Here is an 18,952-nt window from a genome sequence, read left to right as displayed (position 1 = left end):
ACCGTTGGTCGGCATGTGTTTCTGGTGGGTGCCGCCCGTTGGTCGGCATGTGGCTCTGGTGGGTGCCGACCGTTGGTCGGCATGTGGCTCTGGTGGGTGCCGACCGTTGGTCGGCATGTGTTTCTGGTGGGTGCCGACCGTTGGTCGGCACAAAAGCCCCGGCCGGCCGGGAGAGGCACACCGGCCGGGGCACCACACAACGCCCTAGATCACTTCTTCTCTTCCCACTGCACCAGGTCCGCCTCCGCCGCGCGGATACCCGCGGTCGACAGCAGCTTGGTCGTGGCATCCAGCGCCGCGTTCACCGACGGGTATTCCACAATCGCCCGCCCCGAAGCCTTCGACACCTTCACCACCGTGCCGCCAGTGGCCGCTGCCGCCTTCTGTGCCGCCGCCGCATCGGTGAAGAACACCTTGACCCGCGATGTCGCCACCACCGGCGCGCCATCACTGGATACCGCAGCAGCAAACTTGCGGGTGCCCGCATCAGCAGCGCCCAGCGAACGCTTGCTGCGCGAGCCGCTGGTCGCCGCCGCCGATGGAGTGATCTGGAACTGGCCGCTGGCCGCCTGCTGCACGGCCACTGTGGGCGCCAGCTGGAAGCGGTTGCCGCCCACATCGAACGAGCGGCCGGTCGCCTCCGCCTTCAGCACCTGCACATCCACGGTGGACAGCGTGCGCGCCGCCGGCGTGGCGCCCGTGCTCTGTGCCCAGGCCGGGCCGGTCATCGCCGCGAAGGCGAGGGTGCTCAACAGAATGGTTGTCTTCATCATCAGTGCCCCAGAACGCGGATCTTGAAGAATTCGAGGCTGCCGCGCGATGCAGCGCCGGCGGCTTGCCCCATGTCGGTCACTTCCAGCGTCCACGTGCCCGTGGCGCTTTCATCCAGGAACGCGTTGCTGGACAGCAGATCCCAGTTGGTGAAGTTGCGCTGCACGCCGCCCGTGCCGGAACCGATGGCGGTGAACGCCGGTTGCACCACGCTGCGCGTGCCGCTGGGCGATACCAGCACGAACTGCAGTTGCCGCGTGTTGCTGTGGTTGACCCGGAAGCCGAGCTGCACGCTTTCGACGTTGCGCGCCCCATTGGCCACCTGGAAGGTCAGCCGGCCGGCCGTGGCCGACGTGCTGCCGATCGCTACGCTGCGGGTGGTGGTGCGCCAGCCGGTGTCCAGCAACGGCCCGAGCGACTGGAACGTATCGGCCACCTGTACCGCGCGTGCGGCATTCACCACGCCGAAGCCATACCAGTTGCTGAAGGCGCGGCCAGCGGCGTTCACCGTCCAGCCCGGCACCAGCGTGCGCCCATCGGCCAGCGTCACCGCCGGCTGGTTGGGATGGGTGCGGGTGGCGGTGGTGGCCAGGATGTACTTCACGTCGCGGTAGCTCAGGCGCGGGTTGGCTTCCAGCACCAGCGCGGCCACGCCGGACACCATCGGCGCCGAGGCGGACGTGCCGTTCATCTTGGCCGTGTAGTTGCAGGTGCTGTCGATGGCCGACAGGTTGCTGTCCAGGCTGTTCTCGCGCGCGCTGTTCTTGTTGCTGCCCACCGTGCAGCCGCCAACGTCGGTGGTGACGATGGCCGGGTCGTAGGCGCGCGCCACCAGGCCCGGTGCGTACTGCGCCTGCAGCCCGTATTCGCCACCGAAGGCCGACACCCACAGTGCCGAACCGGTGGACGAGTACGACGAGCGCACGCCATCGGCGCGCACCGCACCCACGGTGATCACATTGAACAGGTTGTTGCGCGGGTCGCGGCCGGCCGGCACGCAGCCCGTGTTGCGGTTCTTGGTGTCGGTGGTGCAGACATCCTGCGTCTGGCTGACCGAGGCGTTGTTGAAGTTGTTGCCGGCCGACTTCACGTAGATGCCACCGCGGCCGCCACGCGTGCCCGACAGTGCCTGCTCATAGGACGCCACATCGTTCTGGCTGAAGGCCAGTGGCAGGTTGGGGTTGCCCGGCCCGGCGCCCCAGCTGTTGTTGAACACCTGCACGTCGGCCGATTCGGCGCCATCCCACCACGAGTACTCGATGTTGCTCAGCTGGTTGCCCTGCGCGTTGGAGGCCAGCACGTTGAAGCCCTTCAGCGTGGCCGCGGGAGCGACGCCACGCACGCCCACGCCATTGGCACCCACCGCACCGGCGATGCCGCCGACCATGGTGCCGTGGTGGTCGGCATCGGGGTTGGAGGGGGAGGGGTTGGTGGAGCCGTTGGCGAAGTTCCTGCCGGGCACCGCGGCCACGTTGGCGGCCAGATCGGGGTGGGCGATCTGCAGGCCGTCATCGACGATGCCGATCACCACGCCCTGGCCGCGGATGCCATTGCGGTACAGGCCATCCACGTTGAGATCGTTGCCCGCCACCGGCAGGGTGTCGGCCGGTACCGCCTGTCCGGTGTTGAGCAGGTGCCACTGCAGGTTGGCCAGGGGATCGGCCTGCTGCGCCTGGGCGCTGGCAGCCAGGCTGCCCAGTACCAGCGCAGTGGCCAAGGCCAGCCGCGCGGAACGCGGTGGCACGGTGCGGAGCGTGTTTCGCTTCATACACGAGTCCTTCTGTTGTGAATCGGCATGGCAGAACGGCGGGGCGGAACTGCCCCATCGCCCATGGCCAAACGCAGCACAACGGAGAACCCCCTACCTCTCGTGCGCGCGGAGATGCGGTTGTGCAAAGCGCGTCACAAACACTTATTCCGGCCGGGAATAACGACCCTCTTGTCGGCGCTCATCCACGCATGGCGTGGATCTACTGCTCTGGTGGGTGCCGACGCTCTGGTAGGTGCCGACCGTTGGTCGGCATCATTTGCTCTGGTGGGTGCCGACGCTCTGGTGGGTGCCGACCGTTGGTCGGCACATCCCTCCGGGCCATGGTCCCCGGCCGCCGGGCGCGGCCATCCCACCCATGCCATCATGTTTGAACCGCGGATCGCCGCCCGCTTTCCCAGGAAGACACATGGTCAGGAAAGACCCGGACATCGAAGCCGCCGTGGACGAGGCGTTCCGCCCCACCCTGACCTGGATGGCCAACGAGATCGCCTCAGGCCGCGCGCCCGACGCAGCAGACGTTCGCCTGCGCACGGCCGATACGTGGGAGACCATCACCGACATCATCCTGGACTACGGGGAAACCCTCGTGCCACTTCCCGAGGCCACCTGGGAAACCTCGGTCAGCCAGTGGGATGGCGAGCGCTGGAAGGTCCTGGTCGACCTGCATACGGCCGCAGAAGGGCGAAGTGACCTGGTGATGGATGTATCCATCACCGAAACCGAAACCGGCTTCGCCTACAGCCTGCATCTGGTCTACGTTCCCTGAGAGTCAGCGCCGATCTCCATCCACGCATGGCGTGGATCTACTGCCCTGGTGGGTGCCGACCGTTGGTCGGCACATCCCTCGTGGCACATCCATCCAAGCAGGGGGCGGGGTCGGCCGGCCATCATCGCGCGACCTCCCGGCCGGCTGTGCTACTACGGCCATGCAACCTTTCCCCTTCGGAGCACGACCATGGTCAACCCCGTCGCCCAGGCCCATCGCGGCCCGGGCACCACGCTTTTCAGCCTGTTGAACCCGATACCGTTCGGCTTCTTCGTCGGTGCGCTCATCTTCGACATCCTCTACCTCAACACCGCCGAGGTGATGTGGGGCAAGGCCGCGGCCTGGCTGATCACCTTCGGCCTGCTCATCGCCATCATTCCGCGGCTGATCAACCTGTTTGCGGTATGGCGCCGCAACGGCACCGCCACCGGCGTGGACCGCGTGGATTTCCTGCTCAACCTGGTGGCCATCGTGCTGGCCATCTGGAATGCCTTCGTGCACAGCCGCGACGCCTACGCGGTGGCCGTGCCGGGCACCATCCTCTCCGCCCTGACCGTGGGCCTGATCGCCATCGGTTTCATCCTGCTGTCGCTGCAGCTGCCGGTGCTGCACGGAGGTCGTCATGGCTGATCGCATCCTGCCCACGCTGGGCATCTTTTCCCTGGCGGTGATGCTGGCCGCCTGCGCCGGCAAGGCCGAGTACCACCCGGCCGACCAGTCCGGCGCGCAGCCGCCGCTGCCCAAGCCGGCCAACTTCCTCATGCCGCCCATGCAGGTGCCCAAGGGCGTGGGCTGGGCCGACGGCCAGTCGCCCACCGTGGCCGACGGCCTGAAGATCGAACGCATCGCCGCCAACCTGCAGCACCCGCGCCGCCTGCTCACCCTGCCCAACGGCGACGTGCTGGTGGTGGAAGGCAATGGCCCCGGCGAAGAACCGGTCACCACGCCCAAGCAGTGGATCGCCGGCAAGGTGAAGGCGCGCTCGGGCAAGGCCGGCAAGGGCGGCAACCGGGTCAGCCTGCTGCGCCGCACGCCGGGTACCGATGCCTGGACCCAGCACGTCTACATCGAAGGCCTGCATTCGCCGTTCGGCATCCAGCTCATCGGTGACACGCTGTACGTGGCCAACACCGGCAACATCATGCAGTACCACTACGTGCCCGGCGAAACCCGCATGTCCGACAAGGGCCGCGAGTTCACCGACCTGCCCAGCACCATCAACCACCACTGGACCAAGGAACTGCTGGCCAGCCCCGATGGCAGCAAGCTGTACGTGGGCGTGGGTTCCAACAGCAACATCACCGAAAACGGCCTGGCCGTCGAATACCGCCGCGCGGTCGTGCTGGAAGTGGACGTGGCCACGCGTGGCAGCCGCATCTTCGCCTCGGGCATCCGCAACCCCACCGGCCTGGACTGGGAGCCGAGCACCGGCAAGCTGTGGGCCGTGGCCAACGAGCGTGATGAGATCGGTGCCGACCTGGTGCCCGACTACCTGACCTCGGTGAAGGAAGACGGCTTCTATGGCTGGCCCTACAGCTACTACGGCCAGCACGTGGACGAGCGCGTGCAGCCGCAGCGGCCGGACCTGGTGGCCAAGGCGATCGTGCCCGACTACGCCATCGGCTCGCACGTGGCGCCGCTGGGCCTGCTGTTCTACACCGGCCAGTCGCTGCCGGCGAAGTACCACGGTGGCGCCTTCATCGGCGAACACGGCAGCTGGGACCGTTCGCCGCTGAGCGGCTACGAAGTGGTCTACGTGGCCTTCAAGGACGGCAAGCCGACCGGCCGCCCGGAAGCCGTGGTCAGCGGCTTCACCTCCAAGGATGAAAAGACCCTGATGGGCGCGCCGGTGGGCATGGCGATGGACGCCGACGGCGCGCTGCTGGTGGCCGACGATGTCGGCGATGTGGTGTGGCGGGTCTCGGCGAAGTAGCCGGAGCGTTGTAGTTGTAGAGCCGAGCCCATGCTCGGCTGCTTTGGCTTTTGTAGAGTCGAGCCGTGCTCGACTGCTGTTGGCTTTGGATGTTGTAGAGCCGAGCCATGCTCGGCTGCTCTTCAAAGAACCAGCCGAGCATGGCTCGGCTCTACAGAAGAAGCGCAGCCGAGCATGGGCTCGGCTCTACACGGACGACGTGCCGCCACGCAGCCCACTGAACACCGATTCCGCTGCAAACCCCACGCCACCCAGCAGCACGCCGAAGTACACCACCGTGGCCACCACGAACGCATAACCGGCCGCCACCGCCGCGCCATCGCGCTGGATGAACCCGATCGCGAACGACATCAGCGCCAGCGCAGGCAGAGTGTTGCTGAAGGGAATCGGCCCGGCCGGTGCCATCAGCAGCAGCGTGGCAAACACCAGCGCCAGGTTGTTCAGCCGCATCATCTTCTTTGAACGCACCATCACCGCCAGCCGCATAGGCTGCGACAGCCGCTCCATGCGGTGCACCCACTTCAGGGCGCGGCCCAGGTTGGCCTTCAATTTCTCGGTGGCCACCTCACGCTCGGCCAGGCGGCGTGGCACCCACAGCGGGCGGTCACGCACGCGGCTCAGGCCGATCAGCAGGATGGACGCACCAAACACCGTGCTCAGCCCGGGAATCGACACCGGAATCAGGAAGATCGCCGAGAGCAGGATCACGATCAGCATCAGCCCCTCGTCGCCCAGCGCCTGCAGCAGCGTGCCCACGCGGATCTGCTCGCCGGGCAGGCCGTGGATCAGGTCTTCGATCTGCTCGGCCAGCGGTGCGGTGTCGGTAGCCTCGGGGGCGCGGTAGGTCATGCGTCTGGATCTCCAGGGGAGGGCGGTCATGGGGGCCGTCCTGCGGTGGGGGCGCACAGGCTTGCTGAGTATCCCTGCAGCCGCGCCCGGCGGTATGAACCGCGCATGAGGCGGGCAGGTGCGCGACTGCCCTAAAATAGCGGTCCCCACATGCAAGGTTGGACGTTGATGGACATGGGCCGCAGGCAATCGACCATCGCACTGGTCGCCATCGATATGGATGGCACCCTGCTGGACCCCGCCCATAAGCTCACCGAGCGGGCCAAGGCAGCCATCGCGCAGGCGCGCGCGCTGGGCGTGCATATCGTGCTGACCAGCGGCCGCCCCGTATCCGGCCTGGCGCCGTTCCTGCAGGAGCTGGGCATCAACGGTGACGACGACTACTGCATCGCCTGCAACGGCGGCCTGGTGCGGCGCCTGGGCACCGGCGAGAACGTGGCCGAATTCCCCCTCAGCTTCGAGGATTTCCGTTACTGCGAACAGGTCGCGCGCGATATCGGCGTGCACTTCCAGGCCCTCGACGGCCAGCGCCTGTACACGCCCAACCAGGACATCAGCCGCTACACCGTCATCGACTCGCACCTCTCGCACGTGCCGCTGTCGTACCGCCGCGTGGACGACATGGATCCATCGATGTCCTTCATCAAGCTGATGATGATCGACGAGCCCGACGTGCTGGACGCGGCCATCGCACACCTGCCGGCCGAACTGACCGAGCGCTTTGCCGTGCTGAAGAGCGCACCGTTCTTCCTGGAAGTGTTCGACCACCGCGCCGGCAAGGGGCCCAGCCTGCAGAAGCTGGCCGAGCAGCTGGGCATCGACCGCGCCAACGTCATGGCCATCGGCGACCAGGAAAACGACCTGACCATGCTGCAGTTTGCCGGCACCAGCGTGGCGATGGGCAATGCCATCGATGCAGTGAAGGCGGTGGCGCGTTTTGAAACCACCACCAATTCCGAAGATGGCGTGGCCAAGGCCATCGAACGGTTCGTACTGCAGTAAGCCATTGCTCCAGCAGATGCCAACCTTGGTTGGCACACGTAGAAGCAAAGCGCCGACCAAGGTCGGCCTCTACCAAGCCCGCACGATACCTGCGTGTAGCCGTGCTGTACCACGGTGCAATGGTGCGCGCGGCACGGCAGTGCAACACTTCCGCCCGTCGAAATCACCCCATCGCATCGCCCGGCAGTTGACCGTCTTCCTCTGCCCCTGACCGGCGCGCAACGCGCCGCTCCCCTTCAACGCAATCGCATTCCAGCCACCGCATCGCCATCCGGTGCTGCCACGCGCTGGGCGTGCGCCTGCGTCCTCTTCCCCCTGCACTTGGATCCGGCCATGAACACTCCACCCACGACCCTGCTCGCCCTGGCCCTCAGCGCCGCCCTCGCCGCACCCGCTTACGCTGTCGAAACCAGCGACGCGCCCACCACCCTCAATGCCCTGCAGGTCATTGCCACGCCACGCGGCGCGGCGGTTGCACCCACGCAGGTGGTCGGCCCGAACCGCTACATCATCAACGCCGCCGACCTCGATGCCATGGTCACCGGCAACAACGCCTTGGCCATGCTCAAGGCCGTGCCTGGCGCCAGCTACACCGCCACCGACGGCCTGGGCCTGGATATCTCCGCCACCAGCCTGTTCGTGCGCGGGTTCCGCATGAATGAAATGGGCATCACTTTTGAAGGCGTGCCGCTGAATGACAGCGGCTTCCTCTCGCTCACCGGCACCAGCGTGGTCAACGTGGGCGTGCCCGACGGCATCGGTTCGATCACGGTCAGCCCGGGCGGCGCACCGGTCAGTGTGTTTTCCAGCAGCGCCAACGGTGGCAGCCTGGAATATCGCCTGCGCGACCTGCAGGACACGCCCAGCCTGCGCATCAAGCAGGGCGTGGGCAGCAACCGCACCTTGGTCACCACGGTGTCCGCGCAGAGCGGGCAGCTGGGCGAGCACGGCCCGAAAGTGCTGGTCGACCTGCAGCGCGTCTCGGCAGACAAGTACCAGGGCGCGGGCACGCAGGATTTCCTGCGCGGCAACCTGAAGGCGCAGCAGGATGTGTCCTGGGGTGACTTCACCGTGTTCGCCTCCGACAGCAAGGCCAAGGTCTGGGGCTACAACAACATCTCCTTCGACATGATCCGAAAGCTGGGCTGGAAGGCCGACAGCTTCTACCCCGATTACGCCTGGGCGTACTACGTGGCTTCGCCGGAGAATGCCGATAGATCCTGCGGTGCCTATACCTGCGGCGAGCTGTCCGAACTGATTCCCTACCAGACCGGCCAGATCACCCGCGACCGCGTGACGTCCATCAACCACCGTTTCCAGATCACGCCCGCACTCAGTGGCAACGTGCAGCTGTACAACGCCAACAGCCACACGCAGGCCACGCTGACCGACCCCACCGTGCCGTCGCCCAACGGCGCGCCGTTCTCCGAACAGGTGCAGACGCCGCGCGTGAACCGCCTCGGTGGCATGGCCAACCTGCAGCTCGAGGTTGGCCCGCATACGCTCACCGCAGGCTACTGGCAGGAACAGAGCAAGGCGGCCGCCCGCACCGACTGGTACCAGCAGCCGCTGCTGGGGCAGGGCAAGCCGCTGAAGGCCACCGGCCCGTTCGATGTGTATGGCCCGGCTTTCCTCACCGACAACGCCTCGCGCTGGGTTACCCGATCGCAGCAGTTCTACCTGCACGATGACATCGCGCTGAGCGATACGTTGAAGCTGGGCGTCGGCTTCAAGGCCGTGGATTTCCGCACCGAAGGCGGCGGCCTCGGCGATGCCGTGGACCGCCCGGTATACGGCGCGCTGCGCGCCAAGGACAACGTCCTGCCGCACGTCTCGCTGTTCTGGAGCCCGAGCGACGCCACCGATGCCTTCATCGACGTGGCCAACACCATGAACGGCTATCGCGTGGCCCAGCGCGGCAACATCGGCTATACCGCATCGGCGTGGACCATCAGCGACCAGGACGAGTTCGACCGCGTGGCCGGCACGCTGCGGCCGGAGAAGAACTGGAACTTCACCGTGGGCGCAACGCATCGCTTCGAGCGGCTGACGCTGACCGGCGATGTGTTCTACAGCGATATCCGCAACCGGTTGCTGTCAGCGGCCATCGGCACACAGTTCGCTCAGATCAACACCGTGCGGCTGATGCCGAAGATGCACGTGATTGGCGCCGACCTGGGCATTACTGCAGACATCAGTGATCGCGTGCAGTTCTACCAGGGCGTAGCCGTCGCCCGTTCGTATTACGGCAGTGATTTCGTGGTGGGCGATACCGTGTACCCGATCAAGGGCAACGCCCAGCCGGGGTATCCGCAGGTTTCGCTGGTGAGCGATCTGTCCGCGCATCTTGGCAACTGGCGCTTGGGCGCCACCAGCACCTCCTACCTGCGCCAGCCCTTTACGTACGAGAACGATATCCACGTGCCCACGTTCTGGCAGGTGAACACCTACGCCGCATACACGCTGGGCGAGGGCAGTGTGCTGCCCGGGTTGGAACTGCGGCTGGATGTGAGCAACCTGTTCAACCGCAACAACATCGGCACCGCCACGATTGCGGGTTCCTCGTTCTCGGGCGATTACCAGACGCTGCAGCGCAGCGCCCCACGGCAGGTGATGTTCAGTACCGCAATGACCTTCTAAGTAGATCCACGCCATGCGTGGATGCTCTCCGCGCACCCCGGTAGCGCCGGGCCATGCCCGGCGGAATGCCTCCACCGCCGGGAAAACCCTGCCAACCAAGGTTGGCATCTACCAAAACGGCACACGCATTACCCGGGGTCGGATCCCTCCGCGAATGCGGAGGACTCTGCCCCCAGTAGATCCACGCCATGCGTGGATGCTCTCCGCGCACCCCGGTAGCGCCGGGCCATGCCCGGCGGAATGCCTCCGGCGCCGGGAAAACCCTGCCAACCAAGGTTGGCATCTACCAAAGCGGCACACGCATTACCCGGGGTCGGATCCCTCCGCGAATGCGGAGGACTCTGCCCCCAGTAGATCCACGCCATGCGTGGATGCTCCCCGCGCACCCCGGTAGCGCCGGGCCATGCCCGGCGGAATGCCTCCAGCGCCGGGAAAACCCTGCCAACCAAGGTTGGCATCTACCAAAGCGGGCTCCACCACCGCACTTTGCACAGCCCGCACTGATATTCCGGCACCAGCGCAAGGTTCCCACAATGTTGCTGGGGCATGCTGTCCAGCATGGCCCAGCCCGATCCCGTCTACCTGCCCACCCGCCCGCGTGCCCACGGACGCCCGCGTCCGGTGCCCTACGCGGCGCCGACGGTCGATCTGCAGGCCGAATACCAGTTCTGGCAGGCCTACGAGCGTCTCGTGCGCCCGCTGCCCGGTGGCGGCCTCCGCTTGGCCTGGCTGGTCTTCCAGAACGTCTACCGCGCCCGCGAACGCTTCCCCGATGACACCCACGAAGCGGCACTCGCACGCGTCCTCTTCGGCAGCAACATGACGCCTGAGCGCGCGGTCGAACTGCAGGACCTCTACGGTCTCGTCAGCCGCCGCCTGGCGACTGTCGCCGCGCGCAGGCCCAGCGTCGCACCCGCGCAGGGGCGTTGAACTGCCCCGTGGCCATGGCGACCACCCGCACAGGCGGTAGTCCCAATTAGCTATCGCCCTCCCGTCTGCAAGTGCAGACAATCGGCCGGCAGCATGGGCATCCATGCCCACGCACTGCCTGTCGCATCCTTGGGAGGGGACGATGAAGCAGAAAGTGAGAAACGCCGTCTGGCCGTGGGCCGGTCTGTTGTTGGGCGCGATTGTGGCCGTACAGGCCAGCGCACAGCCTGTCGCAGGCCCGCCCGAGGTCGTGCCGCTATGGCCGCAGGACCACTGGCATCAACGCGCGCTGGGGCCGGAAAAGACCGGCGCGGAGGGCAGTGCGAAGGGCGCCGTCTCTGGCGTCAGCGATGCACGCATGGAGATCTACCGCCCTGCAAAACCCAATGGAACGGCCGTGGTGATCTTCGGCGGTGGCGGATACTTCCGTATCCAGATCGGCAGTGCCGCCACGCCCACCGCGCAATGGCTGCAATCGTTGGGCGTGACCGCCGCAGTCGTGTATTACCGCTTGCCCGCTGATGGCTGGGCGCCGGTCTCACCGTTCCAGGACGGGCAACGCGCCATGCGCCTGCTGCGTGCCCGCGCCGCCGGGCTGGGCGTAGACCCGCAGCGGATCGGTGCGATCGGGTTTTCGGCAGGGGGCAACCTCGCCGGCATAGTTGCCACGCGCTTCGATGCACCGTTTTACGCGCCCGTGGATGCGGCCGACCAGCTTTCGGCGCGGCCGGATTTCCTCGGCATGATCTACCCGGTGGTGTCGATGCGCGCGCCGCTGGACAAGACCCGCTCGCGGCGTGAGCTGGGCAGCCAGGCCGATGCCGAGCAGGCCTACTCGGTGGAAGCCCACGTGCGCACGGATATGCCTCCGGTCTTCCTGGCGCAGGCGGTGGACGACCACACAGTGGATGTGGGCCACAGCCTGGCGCTGTACCAGGCCGTGCATGCGGCAGGGCTTCCGGTCGAGCTGCACCTGTTCGAGAAAGGCGGGCACAGCTGGGGCCTGGGTGCACCGGGCTCACTGGTGGGCCAATGGCCGCGCCTGTTTGCCACGTGGGCCCGCAGCCATGGCTACCTGGGCGTTGCACCACAGGCGTTGATGCCGATCAGCCCGGCAGTGCCCGCGCCATTACAGGGCGTGGCGCCTGTGCGCGACGACGACGGCAGCGGCGACTGAGCCGCGCGTCCTTCACTTCCCTCGGGAGAAAACAATGAACGTTCTGAACCGTGCCGCGCTTACTGCGGCTGCCGTTGGCTGCCTGTCGCTGGCTGCACCGCATGCCGTTGCGGCACCAGCAACTACCGAAGCCGAACTGCGCGCCCAGGTGCAGCAGCAGGCTGAGCAGCTCCGCCAGCAATCGGCATTGCTGGAGGCGCTCAACGCCCGCTTGGCCGCGTTGGAGCGGGCTGCCCCGGCCGCCGCCGACCCGGTGCAGGCGCAGGTGTCTGCCGCCATCGCCAGCACGCGGCAGGATGATATGGCACTGCTGCAGGCGCAGGTGGCGCAGCTGGCAGCCACCGGGGGCGGCGGCGGGGGGAGTGGCAATGTCCGCTGGCGCAAGGGCGGGCCGGAGTTCCGTAGCAGCGATGGACAGTTCACCTTCCACCCGCGCGGCCGGGTGCTGGTGGATTTCAGCAGCACCCACGGTTCCGGATTCGCCGCGCGCAACATCACCGGCACCGATCTGGCCAGTGGCCGCCTGGGCGCAGAGGGCCAGATGGGCCCCTTGGGCTACAAGATCGATGCCGACTTTGCCGGCAACGAGGTGTCGTTGAAAGACACTTACCTGTCCTGGGATACCCGGCTGGGAACGCTGCCCACCGAGGTCTACCTGGGCAACAAGCTGAAGGACCGTGGCCTGGATGGCGGCAGCAGCGGCACCACCACGCCGTTCATGTCTCGCAACGCGGTGGCGTCTGTGGGCGCGCAGCAGAGCGGCTACTACGGCCTCGGCCTCACTACCAAGGTCATCGGCGAGGGCTGGCATGCCAGCCTGGCGGTAACCGGCGATGACATCGGCAATGACAGCACCGCCAGCGACACCATCGCCTACCTCGCGCGTGCGCACTGGAACCCGGTGCGCGGGCAGCAGGGGTTTGTGCACCTGGGTGGCTGGTACTGGTATGAAGACCTGGGCAACGATGTCACCAGCATCAACAAGACATCGCCCGTGGCACTGGGCTGGAACGGCAACGTACGTGTGTCGGCAAGCTCCATCGCCAATGTCACCGACAACCGCGCCTGGGGCCTTGAGCTGGGCGGGGTCTACCGCAGCCTGTGGGGCTTTGCCGAACAGACCGTGCGCACCATTGAGTCGAGCACGGTGAACGCGGTGGACCAGAAAGCGACCTCCGTCTATGCCGGCTGGCTCATTACCGGCGAACGACCGGGCTTCAGCCGTCGCTCTGGCGTATGGGGTACCACCCGCGTGCTGCGGCCCGTGCAGGAAGGCGGCTGGGGCGCGTTTGAACTGGCCGCACGCTACGACCGCTATGACTACCTGGACGCCGCGCGCGGCGGTGAAGGCACCGCGTGGACACTGGGCATGAACTGGTATCTCAATAACTGGTCGCGCCTGATGGTGAACTACGTGCACTGGAAAACCGACAACAAGGTGGGCACCTTCCAAGGGCCTGATTCGGGCAACACCGTTGGGGTGCGTGCGCAGGTGGCGTTCTGACCCACCGTTGGCGGGCGACCCAGGTGGATCCACGGCGTCCGTGGATGCACCTGGCGCAGCCCAACCTGCCCTCACTCAACCGGCCGCACGCGCTCCTGGATGAACGCCGTAAGCGCCAGCGCGGCCATCGCCAGCCCCTCCAGCACGCGGTCACCTACGTACTCGTCAGGGTCGCCATTCTGCTGCGCGCGAATGGCCGCCAGCAGGATTTCCTGCACGATTCGCTGGCCCGCCAGCGCGCAGTCTGCATCGGCCAGGGCAATCTGCCGGCCACGCACCTGGTGGCGCTCGGGCCAGGGCTGGCCATCGGAGGCAGCGCCTGCACCAATGCTCTGCAGGATGGCGATGAGGCTGTTGAAATCGAAGGAAGAGGGGGCGTCCTGGTTGGGGCGCGGGGAAGGGGAATGCGGCTTGGTCATGGCTGGCTCCGTGCAAACAGGCGGAAGCCGCCACCGATAAGGTGGCGGACGATGCGTGGCTCGAAAACCGGGCTACTAGGAAACCGGCGGGCACAAGGCCCCCACGCACCGCCCGCCATAGCCGGCAGACGGATCACCAGCCGGCACCACGCGAGGTGGTGCCGACTGGTGAGCGCAAACTACTACCTAGTAACTCGGGTTTTCGAGGCCCGGCCACCCGTTTCCGGTGGCGGTGCCAGAGTTGCTGGAAGCAGTTGGGAAAGGCAAGGGTTGGGGTCAATGCCGCCAAAACCCATGACGCTTCTGGCATTGTCGCATGGGCAACGGTCGGTGCGAGAGGCACGCGGGCCGGGGCTTTCCGGGGCGTGGGGCCATCGGCGTCAGGCAGTGCAGTTGTCTGAGCCTGAGCAGGCCAAATGCGACAAGGCCATGCTGCGAGGTGTCAGTGGTCGGGAGCCTGTCCTGGTTCTGGGACACATGAAAGCCTTGGACGCCAGACTCGCCTGTCCTGATAATCCGGTGTCACTGCCAGGAATGGCGCAAACCCCGATGCATTCGGCGGATACAGAATGGATGCCACAGAGAAGATCTTGAGCGTGCTTGGAATGTCGGTGAGATAGTTCCATGACTAGTGTCCGCAGCCGAGTTGCAGCTCTGGCAACGTTGATCGGCTTGCTCTTCCTCGTCGGATGCGGAGAAAGCGCGAATGAGTACACGCTTGGCTCGGGCGAGCGGTTCTGCCCACCCTCCGACTATGACTTGACCGGGGGATGGCGCAGTAAAGTTGATGGGCGTGACGATGGGTTTTTCGTCAGTGGATGCCTGTGGGATCGCAGTTGCGATGGTCGGCTCAACGATGTTTCAAGCGTGTTGGTGACGGACTGGAAGCCAAGGCCCCTGCACGGCACGAGCTATTACGAGCAATTGCGCGGGAATGGTGCGCGCGAGTACTCCGAGGACAGGCATCGGTTTCTCGTCAGGTTCAACCCGGAAAGCCGAGCTGTCTTTCTTTCCGATGGGAATGATGCAGATGTCCGTTGGCCGCTCGCAGTTTGCGATCAACAGCTTTGCAGTCGTGTGGTGAAATCCGGCGCCCAGGAAATCAAGTACTCCTTTGCCACGGATATTGAATTTGCCGGGGATGTCGCTTCGCGGGACCGGGTTGTGGTGGACGTAATCAATGGCTGGAAATGCTCGACATGATTGCGTTCATGCGGGGGTAGTTTCACCGGGTAGGCGCGGGTGGTTCGCTTCCGACCAGAAGCGGACATCAGCCAGCGCTTGGTGCAGACGAAGATCGAGTTGCACTCCACCCCCGCGACTACGCCGAGTCCCCACCCCGCAACCTCCAAAGCAACGCCTGCCTGGCATGCGCCACCCGCGGCTGCCGCAACCCCGCCGCCGTCCACATCAAGTAGTAATCCAGCCTCGCCCGTCCCACAGGCCCTTCAATCTCCACCAGCGTTCCGCGCTCCAGCGCATCCGCACACAGATAGTGCGGCAGCACCGTCCAACCCACCCCCAGCTGCAGCGGCCGCTGCAGCCCACGCAGATCCTGCCCGAGCAGCGAAGGCAGCGGCGGGCGCACATCCAGCTGGTTGAACTGCAGCCACGCATCCACCAGCGGCCGGTCCAGGCTGTAGGCCAGCAACGGCTCCTCGCACAGCGCTGCACCACACTCCGCACGCGCCGCGATGCGCTGCGCAACTTCCGGTGCAGCCACCGCCAGCAGCGGCTCCTGCCGCACCGTTTCGCAACGCAGCCGATCGTCTTCGGGCGGGTAGACCGTAATGCCCAGGTCGCACGACCCATCCAGCAGCATCTGGCAGACCACGCTGGTGCTGCCGGTCTGCAGCCGCACCCGCATGCCCACCTTGATGAGCGGCACCAGTTCGGCGGCCACCACTTCGGCCAGGAAATCCGCGTGCCCGACGATATGCAGCGCGCCGGCCACTTCATCAGAACGGGTGCGCGCAGCGGCCAGTGCGGCCTCGGCCTGGTCCAGCTTGTCGCCCACATCGGCCGCCAGTTCGTCGGCGGCCGGCGTGGGCTCTACGCCGCTGGGCAGGCGATGGAACAGGGTGCGGCCAAGCGAGGCTTCCAGGCCGGCGATGTGTTGGGACACCGCAGGCTGGGTCAGGTTGAGGCGGCGCGCGGCGCCACTGATCGACCGCTGGCGGTAGACCTCGATGAAGGTGCGCAGGCGGGAGAGCGACATGGGGCGGACCATAACATTATTTATGACCCTTCATCGAAAGCCTCGTTGGCCGGGGTCGGGCAGGGGGCGTAGCCTTTCTTCCATGGCGAAAGCCCTTGTGCTGCAAGGCCTTTCGCGTCCTCCCCCACGTCTTCCAAGAGGCTGCCCCAGATGGATACCAGCACCCACGCCACAGAGCTGAACACGATCCTGCGGGCCATGCGCGCCCATCAGATTGCCCAGGGCCCGGCCACGCTCGAGCAGCGCCGCGACCGCCTGCAGCGCGCCGCCAGGCTGCTGCTGGAGCAGCGCGAGCGCATCGCCGAGGCCATTTCCAGGGATTTCGGCCAGCGCAGCCGCTACCAGTCGCTGCTGGTGGACGTGGGCACCACCGCCGCCACGCTCAACCATGCCGCCGCAAACGTGGGCACGTGGATGCAGAGCGAAGACGTGGAGGCCCCGGTAGCCGGCATGCAGACGCGCATCGAACACCAGCCGCTGGGCGTGGTCGGCATCATCAGCCCGTGGAATTTCCCGATCAACCTGGCCTTCGCGCCGCTGGCCGGTGTGTTCGCGGCAGGCAACTCGGCGCTCATCAAGCCGTCCGAACTCACCCCGGCCACCTCTGAACTGCTGGCCGAACTGATCGCGATCTACTTCGACCCGATGGAGCTGGGCGTGGTGCTGGGCGATGCCGAGGTGGGCAAGGCCTTCAGCGAACTGCCGTTCGACCATCTGGTGTTCACCGGCAGCACCGCCGTCGGCCGCCATGTGATGCGTGCGGCGGCCAACAACCTGGTGCCGGTGACGCTGGAACTGGGCGGCAAGTCGCCGGTGGTGGTGGCGCCCGATGCCGACCTGCAGACCGCCATCGAACGCACGCTCACCATCAAGACGTTCAATGCGGGGCAGATCTGCCTTTCGCCGGATTACCTCATGGTGCCCGAGGGCAGCGGCGCCGCGCTGGTGGAGCATGCGCGCCAGTTCATGGCCCGCACCTTCCCGGCCCTGCAGGACAACGAGGACTACACCTCCATCGTCAGCCAGCGCCACTTCGACCGTCTGGTCGGCCTGCTGGCCGACGCGGCCGACAAGGGCGCGGCGATCATTTCCCTGGCCCCGGCCGGCGAGCCCGCATTTGATGCGGCCACCCGCAAGATCGCGCCGCACCTGGTACTGAACGCCACTGACGACATGGACATCATGCAGGAAGAGATCTTCGGGCCGCTGTTGCCCGTCATGTCCTACGCTGCTGCCGCAGAGCCGATTGCCTACATCAACGCGCACCCGCGCCCGCTGGCGGCCTATTACTTCGGCAACACCGCGGAAGGGCAGGCGGCATTCACCCGGCTGACCACGTCCGGCGCGCTGGTCATCAACGATGTGATGACGCATGCGTCAGTGGAAGAACTGCCGTTTGGTGGCGTGGGCGCGTCGGGCATGGGCGCCTACCACGGCGTACATGGCTTCCGTCAGTTCAGCCACCGCAAGGCGGTGGTGGTGCAGGCCAAGGATGGGGCGTCGAACCTGCGGCTGCGTGCGCCGTACGGGGAGAAGCTCGGGTCTTTGGATGACGCGCTGGGTAGTGCTCTGAAGAAGTGAGGGTGGCCGGCCGCCGCCCGTGCGCGGCGGCCGAGGGCTCTGAAGCGGTCGCTGACACCTGTCACTTGTTCAGCGCGTCCGGTCCGTCAATAGTGAGCGCTACCCACCGCCCTCCGTGCGGGCATTCACTGAAAGGATCTCCCGTGAACCTGCTGCTGCCCATCCTCTCGCACACCCCGATCTGGGTCTGGGTGATCCTGGCGTACCTCATCACCCGTGGCGTCGCGGCCATGCGGCCAGGGCAGACCTCGCTGCGGAGGCTGGCGATCGTGCCGGCGCTGTTCACGGTGTGGGGCATCTGGTCAATCAGCCATCGCTACGGCGGTTCGCTGGTGGCGTGGAGCGAGTGGCTGGCCGGCATCTGTGCGGGTGCAATGCTTGGCTGGGTGCTGCTGCGCCGCGCGACGCTGACGGTGAATGAAGCGTCGGGCCGGTTGTGGCGCAGCGCGGACTACAGCTTGCTGCCGCTGCTGCTGGTCACGTTCCTGGTGAAGTACGGGTTCGAGGTGGCGCTTGCGGTGTCGCCTGCGCTGAGTGCCAATGGAAACTTCAGTGCCGCGTACCTGCTGCTGTCTGGTGGGTTCACCGGCATCTTTGTTGGCAAGTATCTGCGGTATTTGTCGGTGCTGCGCAAAGGGATGCCCAGCAATCTGGGCCCGGTGCATTGAGGTAGGGAGGGGGCTGATGGCTCTTTGGTCGAAGCTTTGGCCAAGCCCAAGCTTGTCCATCGAGCCTGCTGGGTCTGGTTGTACGCTGGCTTGTCAGCCGGACCCGGCCGACCTGGGATCGCGTTGTACCAAGGGGAGAGCCCGCCATGCGGTGCTTTGTGGGTAAATCGTGTAACCGGACTCCGGGGTCCGTCTAACAGGTAATCAAGCCGCATGGACAGCTCTGATCGCATCTCGCTTGATGATCTCTCAGATGTCCGCAAGGCCGTATCGGTCATGCGGTTACGATCAATTCTTGCCGCAGGTGCCGGCGGAATCATCTTCAGCGCTTTCGTGGTCGCGGCATGGCTTTGGGTACGCCCTGGAGAGGTTTCTGCGGCCATTTTCCTGGCGGCGGTCAGCTACGTTCTGTTCGGCCTGCCGCTATTGGTGCATTGGGTGCGGCACTGGCGCAGGATCTATCAGCGCCTTGCGGACGTTGAGCTACGTGTCCAGGCTGGTGAGGTCGTGTACGGGTCGCAAGTGAAGTTCCCATAGCTTGTGGCCTAACAGTTCATTCAAGCCGAGCCCACTGCGCGGGTCGGCTTAATTCCAGAGTTAGGCATCGTCAGATGATCTCTCAGTACTCCACAGTGGTCGTTACGGAGATTCGGCATCCGCCAACGTTCTACGATCCATTCAAGATCAACAAGGCGCTGCCCCAGGTTGGGGACCGAGGTGCTG

General features: G+C 66.0%; 16 protein-coding genes and 1 pseudogene. 12 read left to right on the top strand and 5 right to left on the bottom strand.

The annotated features are described in order from the left end of the window. Positions 1-209 precede the first annotated feature (209 nt). Together QMZ26_RS02205 and QMZ26_RS02200 are read right to left on the bottom strand one after the other, a co-directional pair. Complete coding sequence (locus tag QMZ26_RS02205) at positions 210-773, bottom strand: DNA breaking-rejoining protein (protein ID WP_345782651.1); 564 nt, start codon at positions 771-773, stop codon at positions 210-212. After that, a complete protein-coding gene (locus tag QMZ26_RS02200) occupies positions 773-2,539 on the bottom strand; it encodes a S8 family serine peptidase (RefSeq protein ID WP_079224018.1) in 1,767 nt (588 codons plus the stop codon). Before QMZ26_RS02200 ends, QMZ26_RS02205 begins: the two co-directional genes overlap by 1 nt. A gap of 409 nt (positions 2,540-2,948) precedes the next feature. On the opposite strand from QMZ26_RS02200, the gene QMZ26_RS02195 reads away from it, so the two are divergent. From QMZ26_RS02195 to QMZ26_RS02185, 3 genes are all read left to right on the top strand, one after another. Then, positions 2,949-3,308, top strand: coding sequence for a hypothetical protein (locus QMZ26_RS02195; protein ID WP_283220422.1), 360 nt, complete (start codon positions 2,949-2,951; stop codon positions 3,306-3,308). Positions 3,309-3,497: 189 nt separating this feature from the next. Next, positions 3,498-3,938, top strand: a complete 441-nt coding sequence (locus tag QMZ26_RS02190) for a DUF2231 domain-containing protein (RefSeq protein WP_079224014.1) — start codon at positions 3,498-3,500, stop codon at positions 3,936-3,938. After that, positions 3,931-5,241, top strand: a complete 1,311-nt coding sequence (locus QMZ26_RS02185) for a sorbosone dehydrogenase family protein (protein ID WP_283220421.1) — start codon at positions 3,931-3,933, stop codon at positions 5,239-5,241. Before QMZ26_RS02190 ends, QMZ26_RS02185 begins: the two co-directional genes overlap by 8 nt. A gap of 186 nt (positions 5,242-5,427) precedes the next feature. Here QMZ26_RS02185 and QMZ26_RS02180 read toward each other — a convergent pair whose 3' ends face one another. Beyond that, the gene (locus QMZ26_RS02180) at positions 5,428-6,090 is read right to left on the bottom strand and encodes an exopolysaccharide biosynthesis protein (RefSeq protein ID WP_283220420.1); all 663 of its coding nucleotides are present in this window, start codon (positions 6,088-6,090) and stop codon (positions 5,428-5,430) included. Between the two features lie 168 nt (positions 6,091-6,258). Here QMZ26_RS02180 and yidA point away from each other — a divergent pair, with 168 nt between their 5' ends. From yidA to QMZ26_RS02155, 5 genes are all read left to right on the top strand, one after another. Beyond that, positions 6,259-7,092 carry a sugar-phosphatase gene (gene yidA / locus QMZ26_RS02175; RefSeq protein ID WP_283220486.1) on the top strand — a complete coding sequence of 278 codons (834 nt, stop codon included), beginning with the start codon at positions 6,259-6,261 and terminating at the stop codon, positions 7,090-7,092. A gap of 333 nt (positions 7,093-7,425) precedes the next feature. Continuing rightward, on the top strand, positions 7,426-9,732 hold the full coding sequence (locus QMZ26_RS02170) for a TonB-dependent receptor (protein WP_283220419.1): 2,307 nt from the start codon (positions 7,426-7,428) through the stop codon (positions 9,730-9,732). Positions 9,733-10,278: 546 nt separating this feature from the next. Then, on the top strand, positions 10,279-10,662 hold the full coding sequence (locus QMZ26_RS02165) for a hypothetical protein (protein ID WP_283220418.1): 384 nt from the start codon (positions 10,279-10,281) through the stop codon (positions 10,660-10,662). A gap of 142 nt (positions 10,663-10,804) precedes the next feature. Further along, positions 10,805-11,839, top strand: coding sequence for an alpha/beta hydrolase (locus QMZ26_RS02160; RefSeq protein ID WP_283220417.1), 1,035 nt, complete (start codon positions 10,805-10,807; stop codon positions 11,837-11,839). 34 nt (positions 11,840-11,873) lie between these two features. Beyond that, positions 11,874-13,343 (top strand): porin, encoded by a 1,470-nt coding sequence (locus tag QMZ26_RS02155; RefSeq protein ID WP_283220416.1) that lies wholly within the window; start codon positions 11,874-11,876, stop codon positions 13,341-13,343. Between the two features lie 71 nt (positions 13,344-13,414). Here the strand turns inward: QMZ26_RS02155 and QMZ26_RS02150 are convergent, their stop codons facing one another. After that, positions 13,415-13,762 carry a hypothetical protein gene (locus tag QMZ26_RS02150; protein WP_283220415.1) on the bottom strand — a complete coding sequence of 116 codons (348 nt, stop codon included), beginning with the start codon at positions 13,760-13,762 and terminating at the stop codon, positions 13,415-13,417. 624 nt (positions 13,763-14,386) lie between these two features. Between QMZ26_RS02150 and QMZ26_RS02145 the strand changes: the two genes are divergently transcribed. Continuing rightward, on the top strand, positions 14,387-14,965 hold the full coding sequence (locus QMZ26_RS02145) for a hypothetical protein (RefSeq protein WP_283220414.1): 579 nt from the start codon (positions 14,387-14,389) through the stop codon (positions 14,963-14,965). A 118-nt stretch (positions 14,966-15,083) separates the two neighbouring features. On the opposite strand, the gene QMZ26_RS02140 is transcribed toward QMZ26_RS02145, so the two are convergent. Then, positions 15,084-15,980: a LysR family transcriptional regulator gene (locus QMZ26_RS02140; RefSeq protein WP_283220413.1), complete on the bottom strand. Its 897-nt coding sequence runs from the start codon at positions 15,978-15,980 to the stop codon at positions 15,084-15,086. 135 nt (positions 15,981-16,115) lie between these two features. Between QMZ26_RS02140 and QMZ26_RS02135 the strand changes: the two are divergent. The 3 genes and pseudogenes from QMZ26_RS02135 to QMZ26_RS02125 form a co-directional block, all read left to right on the top strand. Further along, positions 16,116-17,561, top strand: a pseudogene (locus QMZ26_RS02135) (coniferyl aldehyde dehydrogenase); the annotation flags it as partial. Positions 17,562-17,704: 143 nt separating this feature from the next. After that, entirely contained in the window at positions 17,705-18,229 is a 525-nt protein-coding gene (locus tag QMZ26_RS02130; RefSeq protein ID WP_283220412.1) for a DUF6622 family protein, read from the top strand. Positions 18,230-18,442: 213 nt separating this feature from the next. Beyond that, positions 18,443-18,766 carry a hypothetical protein gene (locus QMZ26_RS02125; protein ID WP_108759086.1) on the top strand — a complete coding sequence of 108 codons (324 nt, stop codon included), beginning with the start codon at positions 18,443-18,445 and terminating at the stop codon, positions 18,764-18,766. The last annotated feature ends 186 nt before the right edge of the window (positions 18,767-18,952 follow it).

It is taken from the genome of Stenotrophomonas sp. PFBMAA-4, from assembly GCF_030053215.1.
In the GTDB taxonomy this organism is placed as follows: Bacteria; Pseudomonadota; Gammaproteobacteria; order Xanthomonadales; family Xanthomonadaceae; genus Stenotrophomonas.
This window is presented reverse-complemented; position numbering and strand designations above follow the sequence as displayed.